The 15,573-nt window shown below is 39.0% G+C and carries 14 protein-coding genes; 4 read left to right on the forward strand and 10 right to left on the reverse strand.

Features of this window, described 5'->3' with window-relative positions:
• The first annotated feature begins 170 nt into the window (after positions 1-170).
• Entirely contained in the window at positions 171-2,360 is a 2,190-nt protein-coding gene (gene blp2, locus HUN22_RS03815; RefSeq protein ID WP_174726572.1) for an Ig-like repeat protein Blp2, read from the forward strand.
• 37 nt (positions 2,361-2,397) lie between these two features.
• Here blp2 and HUN22_RS03820 read toward each other — a convergent pair whose 3' ends face one another.
• The 9 genes from HUN22_RS03820 to HUN22_RS03860 form a co-directional block, all read right to left on the reverse strand.
• Positions 2,398-3,036 carry a DUF2238 domain-containing protein gene (locus HUN22_RS03820; RefSeq protein ID WP_174726573.1) on the reverse strand — a complete coding sequence of 213 codons (639 nt, stop codon included), beginning with the start codon at positions 3,034-3,036 and terminating at the stop codon, positions 2,398-2,400.
• A gap of 79 nt (positions 3,037-3,115) precedes the next feature.
• Positions 3,116-4,504, reverse strand: a complete 1,389-nt coding sequence (purB, locus tag HUN22_RS03825) for an adenylosuccinate lyase (RefSeq protein ID WP_174726574.1) — start codon at positions 4,502-4,504, stop codon at positions 3,116-3,118.
• Positions 4,505-4,559: 55 nt separating this feature from the next.
• Positions 4,560-5,291, reverse strand: a complete 732-nt coding sequence (hflD, locus tag HUN22_RS03830; RefSeq protein WP_217484372.1) for a high frequency lysogenization protein HflD — start codon at positions 5,289-5,291, stop codon at positions 4,560-4,562.
• Positions 5,292-5,304: 13 nt separating this feature from the next.
• The gene (gene mnmA, locus HUN22_RS03835; RefSeq protein WP_174726575.1) at positions 5,305-6,438 is read right to left on the reverse strand and encodes a tRNA 2-thiouridine(34) synthase MnmA; all 1,134 of its coding nucleotides are present in this window, start codon (positions 6,436-6,438) and stop codon (positions 5,305-5,307) included.
• A gap of 4 nt (positions 6,439-6,442) precedes the next feature.
• Positions 6,443-6,931: an NUDIX hydrolase gene (locus HUN22_RS03840; RefSeq protein WP_174726576.1), complete on the reverse strand. Its 489-nt coding sequence runs from the start codon at positions 6,929-6,931 to the stop codon at positions 6,443-6,445.
• A 144-nt stretch (positions 6,932-7,075) separates the two neighbouring features.
• Positions 7,076-7,627, reverse strand: a complete 552-nt coding sequence (locus HUN22_RS03845) for a gamma carbonic anhydrase family protein (protein ID WP_174726577.1) — start codon at positions 7,625-7,627, stop codon at positions 7,076-7,078.
• A 90-nt stretch (positions 7,628-7,717) separates the two neighbouring features.
• Positions 7,718-8,866 carry a D-alanyl-D-alanine carboxypeptidase PBP5/6 gene (gene dacC / locus HUN22_RS03850; protein WP_130173467.1) on the reverse strand — a complete coding sequence of 383 codons (1,149 nt, stop codon included), beginning with the start codon at positions 8,864-8,866 and terminating at the stop codon, positions 7,718-7,720.
• Positions 8,867-8,992: 126 nt separating this feature from the next.
• Positions 8,993-9,415, reverse strand: coding sequence for an MCR_0457 family protein (locus HUN22_RS03855; RefSeq protein WP_174726578.1), 423 nt, complete (start codon positions 9,413-9,415; stop codon positions 8,993-8,995).
• A 154-nt stretch (positions 9,416-9,569) separates the two neighbouring features.
• A complete protein-coding gene (locus HUN22_RS03860) occupies positions 9,570-9,941 on the reverse strand; it encodes an MCR_0457 family protein (protein ID WP_151747845.1) in 372 nt (123 codons plus the stop codon).
• A 101-nt stretch (positions 9,942-10,042) separates the two neighbouring features.
• Between HUN22_RS03860 and surE the strand changes: the two genes are divergently transcribed.
• The 3 genes from surE to HUN22_RS03875 all read left to right on the forward strand — a co-directional run bounded on the left by surE (position 10,043) and on the right by HUN22_RS03875 (position 12,784).
• Positions 10,043-10,813 (forward strand): 5'/3'-nucleotidase SurE, encoded by a 771-nt coding sequence (surE, locus tag HUN22_RS03865; protein ID WP_174726579.1) that lies wholly within the window; start codon positions 10,043-10,045, stop codon positions 10,811-10,813.
• A gap of 111 nt (positions 10,814-10,924) precedes the next feature.
• Entirely contained in the window at positions 10,925-11,752 is an 828-nt protein-coding gene (locus HUN22_RS03870) for a peptidoglycan DD-metalloendopeptidase family protein (RefSeq protein WP_174726580.1), read from the forward strand.
• Between the two features lie 102 nt (positions 11,753-11,854).
• A complete protein-coding gene (locus HUN22_RS03875) occupies positions 11,855-12,784 on the forward strand; it encodes a LysR family transcriptional regulator (RefSeq protein WP_174726581.1) in 930 nt (309 codons plus the stop codon).
• A gap of 51 nt (positions 12,785-12,835) precedes the next feature.
• On the opposite strand, the gene HUN22_RS03880 is transcribed toward HUN22_RS03875, so the two are convergent.
• Positions 12,836-15,454: a Lon protease family protein gene (locus tag HUN22_RS03880; protein ID WP_174726582.1), complete on the reverse strand. Its 2,619-nt coding sequence runs from the start codon at positions 15,452-15,454 to the stop codon at positions 12,836-12,838.
• Positions 15,455-15,573 lie beyond the last annotated feature (119 nt).

The following is a 15,573-nucleotide window of genomic DNA, read 5'->3' on the forward strand; positions in this document are numbered from 1 at the left end:
TACGCTTAGATTTTTAATAGAAAGTAAAAAATAATTATTGATAAATATAATTTTTGAATTGTGATAAACACCTGACTTTGATATTTTAAACAGCAATAAAATAGCTTTTAAATGAAATATTTAAAAAGTTAGACATTTAAAAATATAACTGAAATTTAGGACAGGAAATAATGACAAGAATAATTGTAGCATCCAAAGAGGGTTTGGACGTTCTGCAAGATGGTCAGCTCAATAAGATAGTGTTAAGTAAGCCTTCTATTATTCAAATTGGTGTAAGTCAAAAAGATATAGCATCGGTGGAAAAACAAGGTGGAAATTTAGTCATCCATTTAAAAAATGGAGAAACTCTTGTTTTAGAAAATTTCTTTAATGAAGCAACGAATACAACAGAACATTCGGTTGTTCTTCCGACTGAACATGGAAAATTTGTTGAAGCACAATTTGATGCTCAAGGTAAAGTAATCGACTATACAGGTTTAAACCATGTTACGGATTTAGCTTATAGCAGTACCAGTCAACCAGCCGCATCAATGGCTGTTGATCATTCACCAACTTTTTCGATGGGTAACGTGCTAAAAGCAGGTTTAGCAGTTTTAGCCGCTGAAGGTTTATATCTTTGGGCTTTTGATAACGATGACAAAGATGACTCTTCAGGACCTGTAGATATTTTAGCTCCAGCTGCACCAACTGCTACTGTGGCCGATGATACTGTTACGGTTAATGGTAAAGCAGAAGCAAATGCAAAAATTTATATTAAAGATGTTGCTGGAAATACGATCGCATCGGGTGTGGCAGATGCAAGTGGAAATTTTACTATCAAGTTAGACAAGCCTTTAGCAAATGGAAATAAATTAAATGTTTTTGCTGAGGATGCCGCTGGCAATATATCTAAAGCAGGCGTTTTGACTGGTAGTAAAGACACGATTGCTCCCGATGCTCCCCAAACTCAGCTGAGTGATGATGGCTCATTGGTAACAGGTAAAGCCGAAGCAAACGTAAAAATTACTGTTTATGATGCTAGTGGTAAGGTATTAGGTACTGTAACTGCAAATAAAGATGGTATTTTTTCTTTAAAGCTTACTCCTCCATTGACGAGTGACGCGGGTGGAAAAGTTATAGCTGAAGATGCTGCAGGCAATAAATCTGAGCCGGCTAAAATTATCGCCGGAAAGGATACTTTCGCTCCAGATGTTCCTTCAGTTGAAGTCAATAAAGAAGGTACTACGGTTGAAGGAAAAACTGAGCCTAATGCAAAAGTTCAGATAAAAGATGCTGATGGTAAAGTGATCGGAAGTGGTACCGCAAACGCTCAAGGTGAATTTCAAATTACGCTTTCTCCAGCATTAAAAGAGTCACAAAAGGCAACAGTTGTTGTTGAAGATGCAGCAGGTAATACATCAAAGCCCTTAGAAATTTCTCCAAGTTATGACTCTATTGCACCTGATAAACCCGTTGCTCAAATCAATGCTGATGGCACAACGGTAACAGGTACAACCGAAGCAAATGCAAAAGTTGAAATTAAAGATACAACAGGTAAGGTCATTGGTACGGGAAGTGCAGATGCAGACGGAAAATTTACAATTACGATTTCGCCTGCTTTAACTGATAACAAACATGCTTCAGTTTCGGCTATTGATAGTGCAGGAAATAAATCTGAGGTTCTTGATATTATTGGTACTAAGGATACTACACCACCTGCAAAACCTGTTTTAAACAGTGTGGATGATGATGTCGGTGCTCTAAAGGGTGCTATTACTGCTGGTTCAGAAACTGACGATGCAAGACCAAAGCTCACAGGCTCTGGTGAGGCAAATGCAACTTTAACCATTTATGATAATGGTGTTGCTATCGGGATTGTAAATGTAAGTAGTGGTCGATCATGGAGCTTTACGCTCGATAAAGATTTAGCAATTGGTAAACATACCATTACTTTAACTCAGACAGATGCAGCAGGCCTTACAAGTGAAGTGAGTTCACCATTTACGTTTTATGTGGTCGCTCCAAAGGCTGCTAGTTTAAGTGATGTAGCTGTTGATACTGCTCATACAGAAACTGTATCTGTTGCTGATAGTGTTGGGTTAAATACATTAAAGTTAGTACAAAGCACAATAAATGAAACGGATAGTCAGCAGCAGAAATCTGTGCCAGTAGATGATTTGTTAAAAAGCTCTACGTCTAGTGAACCAGACCCAATTGAAACACTTTTGTCTTCAGCCGCATTAAAGCCTACTCAAGTAAATGATCAGAGTGATATAACTACGAACGCTAGCAATACGACACTTAATCTTGAGCATGTTTTACCTGATACGACTTCTTCAGTTTTACAAAGCCTTTTAGAACAAACCTATCCTGTTGTTTAAAATAGTCTTAAAAAAGCGCCCATTGGGCGCTTTTTATTTATGAGTTATTTGTTTTAGATGGAATCATGAGTGCTGGAATTCCATAGATCATTGCGCCAATCGTTGCTAACAACATATCTTTATGAGCATCCCACATGTCTCCTTGTTGTCCATTATAATTCTCGGCTTCTTCTGGAGATAAGCCAATAGCAATCGCCCATTCAATCAGTTCATATAAAACACTTGATGCCATTACAAATTGAACCACTAGCAAAAATAGACTGAATGGCTTTACTGATGGTAACCACACTTGAAACACACGATAAGTAAGGGGATAGAGAAAAATACCATAGGCAAGATGAACCAAACGATCATACATATTACGGGACCAACCCATGTATTGATCTAAATTAAAATTGAATGCTTGTTCAATCCAGTCATTGTAAGGGACATATGAATATAAATAGTGTGCACCGATAATATGAATTAATAAAAACAGCAGATAGAAAGTAAAACTTAAAAAATCGAGTCCAATCTTCTTAAAAATAACAAAGAGCAAAATCAGCATAAACACAGTGCCCACTTGGTGAAGTAAATAGGCTTCAAATTCAAGAGGCTGAATCGCTGAGATGACAATCGCAATCAAAAGCAGGCCAAGAGCAATATAGTGTTTAAGTTTGAATTGTTTTTCGATCATTTTATAAAGACTTTATTGTGATTTATATCAGTGTAATAAAAAAGCGAAGCCTAAGCTCCGCTTTTTGTAAACTTTTTAATTAGATTTTGCTAATTAAATCGTTAATTTGTTTTGCTTGTTCAGCTGCATTACCTGTGTAAGTTGCAGGCGTAAGTTCAGCTAAACGTGCCCGTTCTTCGCTTGGTACTTGAGAAAGTTCATCACCATTTACGAAATTAACCATCATGTCACGAGTCATTGCCTGACCACGAGTTAATGCTTTTAACTTTTCGTATGGTTTTTCAATGTTGTAGCGACGCATTACAGTTTGAATTGGTTCAGCTAAAACTTCTTGAGCTTGGTCTAAATCTTCATTTAAACGGTTTGCATTTAACTCAAGTTTACCAACACCTTTTAAGCACGCATCGAAAGCAATCAAGCTTTGCGCAAAACCAACACCCATATTACGTAATACAGTTGAGTCAGTTAAGTCGCGCTGCCAGCGTGAAATTGGTAATTTTTCACCTAAGTGAGCCAATACTGCATTTGCAATACCTAAGTTACCTTCAGAGTTTTCAAAGTCAATTGGGTTAACTTTGTGTGGCATTGTTGATGAACCAACTTCGCCTTCTTTCAATTTTTGTTTGAAGTAACCTAGAGAGATGTAACCCCATACGTCACGGTTAAAGTCGATTAAAATCGTATTGAAACGACGTAACGCATCAAACAACTCTGCCATGTAGTCATGTGGTTCGATTTGAGTCGTATAAGGGTTGAATGCTAAACCTAAAGATTCAACAAAAGCTTGTGCATGAGCAGCCCAATCCACATCTGGATAAGCAGAAAGGTGAGCATTGTAGTTACCTACAGCACCATTGATTTTGCCAAGTAACTCAACGTTTTCAAATTGTTTGATTTGACGAGCTAAACGGTATGCCACGTTCGCCATTTCTTTACCCAAAGTTGTTGGGCTAGCAGTTTGACCGTGTGTACGAGACAACATTGGTTGTTCAGCGTGAGTCGTTGCCAAAGCAGAGATCGCATTAAGGATTTGCTTCATGCTTGATACTAAAACTTCACGACCGTTTTTAAGCATAAGCGCGTGAGACAAGTTGTTGATGTCTTCTGAAGTACATGCAAAGTGAATGAACTCACCTGCATTTTGTAATTCAGTAATACCTGCGATCTTCTCTTTTAAGAAGTACTCAACTGCTTTAACGTCATGGTTAGTCGTACGTTCAATTTCTTTAATGCGGTTTGCATCTTCTTCAGAGAAGTTGCTAACAATGGCATCTAAAGCTGCATTTGTTTCATTTGAGAAAGGGGCAACTTCAACAATTTCTGGACGATTAGAAAGTGCTTGTAACCAACGCACTTCTACAGTGACACGAGCATGGATTAAACCAAACTCAGAAAGAAAAGGGCGTAGCGCATCACATTTGCTGGCATAACGTCCATCTAATGGTGATAGTGCGGTTAAAGCGTTCATAACGATTCCTTAATGTTGGAATAAACATAAAACTAAAAAAATCTCGTTTATAGTCTTAAACGACTTGGTACTGTAAACGAGCAAGTGCTTGAATATCCTGTAGCAATTTACGTTTGCTAAAAATCATGTTCCATGAACTACCGCCGAGTTGTCGCCATAAATGGGCCATTTGCAAGCCAGTAAACAAACAAGCACGGATGCGGTTAGTATGGTTGGTATCTTTAAATGCTTCTGCATTACCACGAACTAGAATACGTGGATTAATCTGTCCAGCAGTATCAACATAAGTTTGTGCCAAATTGGCTAAAATGCTTGGGTGTAAATAGTTATTATCAAAAAAAGACAACTGTTTTAAAATTTTCTGCTGAGCTTTTTCAATGATTGCGACGTATTCCGGATTGCTATAAACCTTTTTTTCTAGCTGTAAAAGCGACATCGCGTAGGACATTGGAAGTTTGGCCGTGCCCATTTTGGGAAGGCGAGATTTAGGCATATTTGTAAAAGGTTGAGTAATACAATTTTCGAGTGTTTTAAGTCCTAAAGAAATATCAGCCAACTGATTAAAAAAATCTAAGGTTTGGACACCATTGTTGGCTGTAGGGCGAATATTTAAACTCGCTTTGATTAACAGCTCAAAATAGAAGTTACCACTTTCACCAATACTCTGCTGACCCGTTAAAGCTGTCATGTGTGTGAGCTGGGTAGCCTGAAATACCCCAGCCAAGGCAAGGGCACGGTTTTGGCGAACATTCAAGGCTTGTGATTGTTGAAATGGTAACTCCACCATGTCATTCATTCCCTTAAATAAAATTTGGTGTAGGGGCATTTGTATGGTGAATGACACCCCCGCCTAAGCAAACTTCATCTGAATAAAATACAACGCTTTGACCCGGTGTAACAGCGCGCTGAGGTTCATCAAACTCAACGCGAACACCATGTTCAGTGTTTTCATCAATAAAAATTGTACATGCCTGATCAGGTTGGCGATAACGCGTTTTAGCTGTACAGCGTAATCCTTCAACTGGAATATTTTGTTCACCAGCTACCCAGTCAATTGACTCACTCCAAAGCTGCGTGCTTTGCATGAGTGGGTGTTCATGACCTTGACCAACAACGAGGCGATTATTGGCAAGATCTTTATGTAGTACGAACCATGCACCTTCAGCTGCACCTTTCAAACCACCTAAACCAATTCCACCACGTTGACCGAGCGTATAGTACATCAGACCGTGATGTTCACCAACTTCTTTACCTGTATCAAGTACAATTTTCCCCGGTTGAGCGGGCAAATATTGTTTAAGGAAGTCATTAAAACGACGTTCCCCAATAAAACAGATTCCTGTTGAATCCTTTTTCTTGGCTGTAGCAAGATCAAGTTCTTCAGCAATTCTGCGAACTTCAGGTTTTTCGATTTCGCCTACTGGGAATAAGGTTTTATTAATCTCTCTACCATGAACCGCATGTAAGAAATAAGTTTGGTCTTTATTGTTATCTACACCACGTAATAATGGTGCGTATGCTTCGCCTTTCGAATTATAGGCAGTTTGACCACGACGTGCGTAATGACCCGTTGCGATAAAGTCTGCACCTAAAGTCATGGCATGATCTAAAAATGCACGGAATTTAATTTCTTTATTACATAAAATATCTGGGTTTGGCGTACGGCCAGCAGCATATTCAGCTAGGAAAAGTTCAAACACGCGATCCCAATATTCCATAGCAAAGTTTGCTGTATGCAGCTTAATCCCAATTTTATCAGCTACTGCTTGAGCATCGGCTAGGTCTTCCATTGCTGTACAGTATTCCGTGCCGTCGTCTTCCTCCCAGTTCTTCATGAAAAGACCTTCAACTTGATAACCCTGTTGAAGTAAAAGTGCTGCAGAAACAGAAGAGTCTACACCACCAGACATACCGACGATGACACGTTGTTGCATAGGACTAGGCATCCAAATGAGAAGTTAATGAGGGAGAGAAGGGGTGCTCATAAATAAGCGATAGAGGATAATGGTGGCCTTTCATGGCATCTTCAACTGCTTTTAGCACAAGAGGGCTACGAGCACGGGCAGATTCTTTAAGTTCATCTGGTGTCATCCACACAGCAGCGACAATATCTGTATCAAGTTGAGGATTACTTTCAACTTGAGTCACATGTGCTAGAAAACAAAAGCGATAATATGTGCGATCGGGAAACATTGGCGGGGTATACGTATAAATACCAAGCAAGGCATCAATTTCAACATGATGACCTGTTTCTTCAAATGTTTCTCGAATGGCAGCTTCTGTTAATGACTCACCACATTCCACATGACCGGCAGGTTGGTTAAATACTGTGTGTACAAAACCTTCGCTATGCTCTTCAACAAACAGATAGCGTCCGTCTTTTTCTACGACTGTAGCAACGGTGACATGAGGAGTCCATGCGGCCATAAAAAAGCACCATGATTTAAAAGACGTATAATACGAAATTTAGGGGTTTTTGGCTACGGTGATCTGCTAAACGATATGAGCAATAAGACAAAACCATATCGTTTAAAAAGCAGAGTTTTTATTACTCACAAACAAGATAGATAATTAATCTTGAGTTGCTTGTGTAGTTTTATGATTATTTTGCACTTTTACATAATGTCTTGCTGAATAAGGAAGAAATGCGAGTTCCTTTTCGGTGAGTGGTCGTACTTGTTGTACAGGACTTCCTACATAGAGATAACCACTTTTTAAGACTTTGCGTGGCGGAACTAAACTTCCCGCACCAATCATCACATCATCTTCAATCACCACATCATCTAAAATAACGGTATTGATTCCGACTAAAACACGGTTACCGATGGTGCAGCCGTGTAAGGTCACATGATGGCCAACTGTTACATCTTCACCAATAATAAGTGGTGAGCCATTAGGTTTTGCGTCATTTTTATGGCTAACGTGCAACATACAATGGTCTTGCACGTTACTATTTTTGCCAATTTGAATACTATTTACGTCACCACGGATGACTGCAAAAGGCCATACAGAAACATTTTCAGCTAAACTAACTTCACCAACCACAACCGCCATGTCATCGATATAACAGGTTGAATCTACTTGAGGGTGGTGTTCAAGATAAGGACGAACGTTCTTTGCCATGAGTAGTATCGAAATAAAATTTAGTCGAATTATAAAATAAAAAAGCACTCAGGCTAAATAGCATGAGTGCTTAATTCAACTATTCAAAAATTAGAATAAGTTGCTGAAGAATTGTTTGATATGGTCGATTAAACGAGCAAAGAAACCTGCTTCTTCAACTGGCTTTAATGCAACTAATGGCTTTTCAGCAATTACTTTGCCATCTAGGCTAGCAACAAGTTTACCAACAACCTGACCTTTTTGAAGGGGTGCATTTAAGTTAGGTTGAACCACTAACTGAGTTTTAATGCCATCAGCTTTACCTTTAGGCATAGTTACACTAAAGTTTTCAGCTAAACCAACTTGAACTTCATCTTCTTTACCAAACCAAACTTTTGCTTTTGCAAGAACTTGATTTGCTGGTTGAACATTTGCAGTTTCAAAGTTAGCAAAACCCCAAGCCAGTAATGCACGAGTTTGGTCAGCACGTTCAGACATGCTTGGAGTACCAAAAATCACTGAAATTAAACGCATTGGACCGCGCTTACTTGAAGTCGTTAAGCAGTAACCCGCTTCATCTGTATGACCTGTTTTTAAACCATCTACACTTGGGTCAGTGTAAAGCAAGGCGTTACGGTTACCTTGTTTAATACCATTAAAAGTAAATTCTTTTTCAGAGTAAATTGGGTAGTATTTTGAACTGTCTTTAATAATATGTTGTGCTAAGACAGCCATATCTTTTGCAGTTGAATAGTGACCTTCAGCAGGCATACCGGTTGAGTTAATAAACTGAGTGTTTACCATGCCGATACGTTTTGCTTCCTGATTCATCATATGGGCAAACGTGCCCTCATTTCCGGCAATATGTTCAGCCATTGCTTTTGATGCATCATTACCTGACTGGATAATAATACCGCGGAGCATTTCTAGAACAGTCGCTGTACCATTTAAAGGAACATACATACATGATTCAGAGCTACTTCCTTTACACCATGCAGACTCGTTCATACGAACCTGTTCATTTTCAGTCAGTTCACCTTTTAATAATTTTTGTTCAATGATGTAGCTGGTCATCATTTTTGTCATAGACGCAGGGGCAAGCTTTTCGTTTTCATTTTTAGAAGCGAGAATTTGTCCTGTCTCATAATCCATTAATACATAAGACTTATTATTTAATTCTGGCGGAGCTGATAAGACAGTTGCTGCATAAGAAAAACTTGGTAAGAGGAGTAGTGCAGCAATAGCGCTTTTTCGAGTCATTCTAGGTAATTCCAATATCTTGTATGAAGCAGAAGAGCCTAGCATTTTAGGATAAAGCAAAGCCGACTTCTACGGGAGAAGTCGGCTTTTTCAAACAGTATTGTAACTCAAGAGTTTTTTACTAATTTAGTTTTGCGATTGATATGCTTTCACGTCTTGGCAAACTAATGTGTTTTGTTCATCACCTGCAGCTTTTGCATCGTTACGTGCTTCTTTTAAGTATTTTTTGAAGCCTTTGTCTTTGCTACGTTTTTCTAATGCAGAAACCGCATCAGCTTCATTTGGTAAGTAGTCTTTCACTAAACGTTCATAGCCTTGAGCAAAATCAGTGTCTTTTTTACCAATAAGATCTGGGCAAATTTCAGAAAGCACTTGGATTGCAGCTAATTCTTCAGGAGTGGTGCCTTGTTGTGGGGTCACTTCAACAACATTTTCATTTTCGGTTTTCTTTTCATTTGTTTTCTTCTTATCAGCAGCAAAACCAACTGTTGCCATGCTCATAAGTAAAACCAAAGAGAGCGATTGAACTAAGCTTTTCTTCATAAACATTGATAACCCAAAATAAAATTTTCAAATATCCGTTTAGCTTAACCAATTTAGATTTTAAAAAAATGGAAAAAATGTATTGTTATGTTGGTTTTCTGCTTAATGACAAACAGAAAACCAAAAACGAGTAAATTTCTATATCACAAAAGATTAAGATCTATTCCTTATAATTAACGATCTCTTCACACAGCTCATGTTGCTCATGATGGTCCATTTGTTTTGCCGCAAGACGTGCTTCATTTAATAAAGTTTTAAATTCAGCATCGTTTTGTAGAGTCGCTAGGGTCATTGATTTATTTGAATAACCACTTAGATACATTGCAGTAATTTTTTGAGCATTTGACTCAAGTTTTTTATTTGCTCCTACAAAAGCCGGGCAGATTTCCTGCAAAACTTGTGTTGCGGCAATGTCATCTTTAATTAAGCTATCAGCCTCTTGTGTTGAGATATCCTCATCTGCAAAAACCGCTTGCGTACACAATGTGATACTGATCCCCAATACCTGAAAAAAAGGAGCGAAAGTTTTCATTTTTTCACAATTTTATAATGCTATGGAGGCATAAATATATATAATTCAACAAATAATTCAATTGTGAAAACCTTTAGGTTTATTTGTAGAGAAAGATTTTAGTGAATATTCTGATAGCGAATGATGACGGTGTTTTTGCGCCAGGTATACAGGCTTTAGCTGAAGCATTAAGACCACTTGGACGTGTGGTTGTGGTTGCACCAGAAAGTGAAAGAAGTGGTTTCTCAAGTGCGTTAACATTGGATCGACCATTACGCCCAATTCAAATTGCCGAAGATGTCTGGGCAGTGAATGGTACGCCAGCAGATTGTGTTTATTTGTCCATGAATGGTTTGTTTGATTTTGAGTTTGACTTGGTCGTGAGCGGAATCAATAGTGGTGCAAACTTAGGTGATGACGTTTTATATTCGGGAACAGTCGGGGCTGCATTTGAAGGTCGTTTAATGAAACAACCGGCAATTGCTGTGTCTTTAGCGGGTCCTGATGTACGTGCCTATAACGATAAAGAAGATTATGCTCAGGCTGCTAAATGGGTACATGATTTTATCGCAAGCGGACTGCCAGCATTGCCACCACGACACATCTTTAATATCAATATTCCTGATGTGCCGAAGTTAAAAGGAGCACAGATTACTTATCAAGGACGCCGTGCTCAATCTAAGCCTATTACGAGTCACGTTGATCCACGAGGCCGTCAAGTTTACTGGATTGGCTTAGCAGGTGAGGCGGTTACAGATCCGCAGCGTGTTTCGAGTCAGATTCAATCTGATTTCTTTGCGGTTGCCAATGGTTATGTAAGTGTTACTCCTATTCAAATGGATGCAACAAATTACGCCGTTTTAGAAGATTTACAGCTCAGTTTGAGTCAATAATCTGCTTAGAATGTTATAACTTTGTGAATAAAGAAAAAGAGGAACGTGTTTCCTCTTACTTTTTTGGTACTCTTAGCCGAAATGATTTGTAGCATTTAGTGAGGGAGATCAATGCATTTAATTGGGCAACAAAGCAGAGTGCATATCCAAAAAGACAAAATAATGAAAATTATGATGCTGTCTGTAGCAGTAGGCTTTACTGCGGTTATGGCTGGATGTGCTTCTAAACCACAAATTAATAATAGTTCTCGCTATGCAATGGCCCCTAACTATTACACGGTTCGTTCAGGTGACACTTTAAGTGGTATCGCAATGCGTTACGGCCTTGACTATATCAGTATTGCCGAAATGAATGATATTGCTCCACCATATCGCATTTATGTTAATCAGTCTTTGCGTTTGAAGAAAGGTTCTTCACCAAGAACAGTATCGACGCAAGTGATGGCGCAACCAGAGCAAATCAAACGTCAAACCATTGCTCTACCAACAACACAACCTGTGACACCGGTAACTCAGCCTACAACGACTGCACCATCGACGAATACGACAGTGACTTCGGTTGCACCAAATTCTAGCTTACGTTGGATAAAACCGAATAATGGGCCAGTGATTCAAGGCTTCAATTTGGCAAATAATGTCAAAGGAATCCGTTATGGTGGAAATCAGGGTGACCCTATTTATGCCGCAGCAGATGGTCAAGTTGTCTACGCAGCGGATGGCTTAAAAGAATACGGCAATCTGGTTTTAATTAAGCATATTGACGGTTATATCAGTGCGTATGCCCACAATAGCAAGATGTTGGTGAAAAGCGGTGACAATGTAACTGCTGGACAAAAAATTGCCGAGATGGGCTCTACTGGGGCTTCTCAGGTCATGCTTGAGTTCCAGATACGTTTGGATGGAAAACCAATTAATCCTATAAATCTTTTACCAAAATAGCTAATGCATAAAACTTAGGTTTCCTCGTATAATATAATTGGTTGCTTTCATTACAACAATAAGCATTTTTTTATAAATTTAGAATTAGATTTGAGGAAACCTATGTTAGATCAGCTTCGTGCGATGGGTGTTTTTGCTTGTGTGGTTGAAAAAAGTTCATTCAGTGGTGCGGCACGTGAATTAGGAATTACAACAAGTGCGGTGAGCCAACAGATTCGCTCCCTTGAGCATGAAATGGATGTAATTCTATTACATCGCTCCACTCGTAAACTCAGTTTGACAGAAGCCGGACAGGCTTTTTTTTCAAGCTGTCAAGAAATGTTGGCAGCTGCTGAAAGGGGAAAAATCAGAATTAATGAGTTGAGGGATGACTTAATTGGGGATTTGCGTATTGCAACAACTCCTGATTTAGCAGTTCAGCACCTCATTCCTGCATTATCTCACTGGATGTCAGCACATCGTGGTTTATCTGTCCATTTTGAGGTTGGACATCGTTATATCGACTTAATTGAAGAGCGAATTGATATCGCAATACGAATGAGCTCTACTCCAGTAGAAGAAAGTAGTTCAGTCATTCCGATGGCTTTCGTCGATCAAATTTTAATAGCCTCTCCAAGTTATCTAAATCAATCTAGTCCAATTGTACATCCTAATGATTTAAGAGATCATGAACTATTGTCGATTAATGTGATGAATGAATCACGCCATTTCAATTTTCAACATGTAAAAACGGGTGAAACAATTAATGTTGAAATGCAAAGTCGTTTGCATAGCAATAATTTACAAGTTGCAAAAGCGTTATGTCAGCAAGGACATGGTATTGCACGAATTTTATATTTGGATGCTCAGAAAGAATTAAAAAATGGTTCTTTGATTGAACTCATGCCCGATTGGAAGCTACCAGCTTTTACCTTGTATGCAGAAGTTGCCAAGCATGACCAGCAACCCATGAAAATTCAACGTTGTGTTGAAGCACTTAAACAATATTTTAGTCAGTTGGCAGGAGGCCGAGCGATTCAAATCGTTCGCTAATTTTGCCAGTCTAAAAGTAAAAAAGGGCCTGTTTTTACAGGCCCTTTTTTATTACTTCTGTTTTAAGGTTGCAACTTCCTCTCCACTTTCTTGCGGCAGATCTTCTGCAGTAAGTTCTTCATGCTTCTTGATTTTTTTCTTGTTTTTCTTTTTCTTTTTTGGTTCCTCTTCAATTTCAGCACCATCTTCAATCGCTTGCCAGTACTCAAGTTGTTCCATTACGGCTGCATAAATTGAGTGCTTACTATATTTACCTTTTTTGTCGAGTGTACCGACAGGGCGAGCCATTAGGATTTCAAGTGCCTGATCAATCGTATCAATCGCATGAATATGGAATTGTCCACTTTGTACCGCATCAATCACATCTTGGCGTAACATCAAATGCTGCATGTTTTGACGTGGAATGATGACACCTTGTTTGCCAGTTAAACCTTGTAATTTACACGCATCATAGAAGCCTTCAATTTTTGCATTTACACCACCAATTGGTTGAACTTGGCCTAACTGGTTCATAGAACCTGTAATTGCCCATGATTGATCAATTGGTATTTGGCTAATTGCAGAAATTAATGCGGAAAGTTCAGCTACAGTTGCACTGTCGCCGTCTACTTGGCCATAACTTTGTTCAAATGCAAGCGCAGCAGAGAAATGTAAAATCTGTTCACGACCAAAGTGAGCTTTCAAGAAGCTAGACATAAGCAACACGCCTTTGGCATGTAGGGAACCGCCAAGCTCTACACTACGTTCAATATCAAGAATATCGCCGCCACCTTGATAGACTGATGCAGTCAAACGTGAAGGTAAACCAAACTCAACATCTGCATAGTGAATGACAGAGAGGGCATTAATTTGACCTAAACGATGACCAGAAGTTTCGATTAACTGAGTTCCACGTGACAGATCTTGCCAGTAAAGCTCTCTTAAATAGCCTAAGCGATACTGTCTGTGTTGTAGTGCCAAGTTAATGTGCTGATCGGTTACGAGCTTTTCATTGGCTTTAAATGCATGGTGATGTGCTTCGCGAATGAGGTCGCCCAAAGTTGAAGCATGTAACGACAGTGAGCTTTGGTCTTCTGCCTGACGACTTGAGTCGGTAAGTAAAGCTGCTAAAGCACTGCGATCAAACGGAAGTAATTTATCTGCTTGTACATAATCAGCAATTAGCTGCATGTAGGCTTGTTCATTTTCATCATTACGTTGCAGAGTATCGGTAAAATCTGCACGAATTTTAAATACACTACCAAGCTCTGGTTCTACTTCTAATATTTCATAATAAATCTCAGGCTCTGCCATAAGAACCACTTTAATATCAAGTGGAACCGCAGCAGGTTCTATCGAGATAGAGCCTGTTAAAGTCAGCATGTGTTCGAGTGAAGACAATCTAAGCTGCCCAGATTTAAGAGCACGTTTTAAACCTTGCCATGCATAAGGTTGTTCAAGTAATTGCTCGGCCTCAAGCATTAAAAAGCCGCCATTCGCTTGATGAAGAGCACCTGGGCGAATGAGAGTGAAATCTGTGGTAATTGTGCCGTTGTGAGTAAGTTGTTCAACATGACCAAGCAAGTTGTAGTGCGTTGGGAAATCTTCAAAAATAACCGGTGCGCCACTGTTCGGTTTGTTTGAGACAATTACATTCGCTTGATAACGTGCAGGCACGCGATTGAACATTGCTGGAGCAAAGTCGTCTTCTTCTTGCTCTAAAATTAACTCAACATTATCAATTACATCTTGAGCATATTGTTTTAAATAATCTTCAAGGCCTTTAACCTGACCATACTTATTTAAAATAAGGTCCATTCTTGGCATAACGACTTGTGTTGCAATATCCCGATTTAACACAGACACTTTGTCACGTGCATCATCTTCTAAGTCACCTAAATGTAGGCCAAGGCGCTCCAATTTTTTATCCATATAGCGGATATTGGCTGCAATTTCAGCGCGTTGCTTAGTATTTAGTGCATCAATTTCTGTTTGAGTCAGTTCTTGGACCTGATCATCTTTTACTTGTACAGGTACAAAGCCATGTTTCTCATTTCGAGAAATCAATTTTAAATCGAGCTCTTCGCCTTCTTTTGTTAACTCAACAAGAGCTTCTTGCTGCTCATCTCCAGTTTCCTGACGAATTCGTTCAATACGGTTGTGATAAGTCTCAGCGCTAAAACGGCGTTCGAGCTGTTTTAAAATAATTTGCCAAGCTTGATGAAGTGCTTGTTGAAACTTCGTTCCTTGACCAGCAGGGAAGCGTAAAGCAATAGGTTGACGAGCTTGCTTAAAATTATAGACGTATACCCAATCGTCAGGTGTTGGCATCGTTTTGGCGTGTTGCTGTAACAAACGTTTGATCATGGTACGTTTGCCTAAACCAGCAGTTCCTACAGCAAAAATGTTATAGCCTGAATAAGGCAAAGAAATTCCTGCCTCTACAGATGCTTTGGCACGATCTTGACCTAAAAAGTTATTAAGCGGTTTGATGCGTTTTGTTGAAGCTGGAATTTTTTCAAAATCAGGAATATGTGTAAGTTGTTCGGGTTTTAAGGTGGTCTTATCTAAGGTCATTTTTATATCAGGTTGCTCAAAAGCTGAAGGAAATGCATTTACTGTGACGTTTGTGGTGTTTGTTTTAGCGAGTGATAAAGTTGAAATAGTCACTTGATCAAGTTTTTGTGTCACTGTTGATATCCAGCAAAAGAAAACGAAGGTTGAAGCTTAAAGGTATACAGGTTTAGCATAAAATATCAAGCAAACTTGCCGTTTTTATCGCCAAATCAAAATTGATTGCATAAAGAATC

The sequence above is a fragment of the Acinetobacter lactucae genome (assembly GCF_013344765.1).
GTDB classification, from domain to species: domain Bacteria; phylum Pseudomonadota; class Gammaproteobacteria; order Pseudomonadales; family Moraxellaceae; genus Acinetobacter; species Acinetobacter lactucae_A.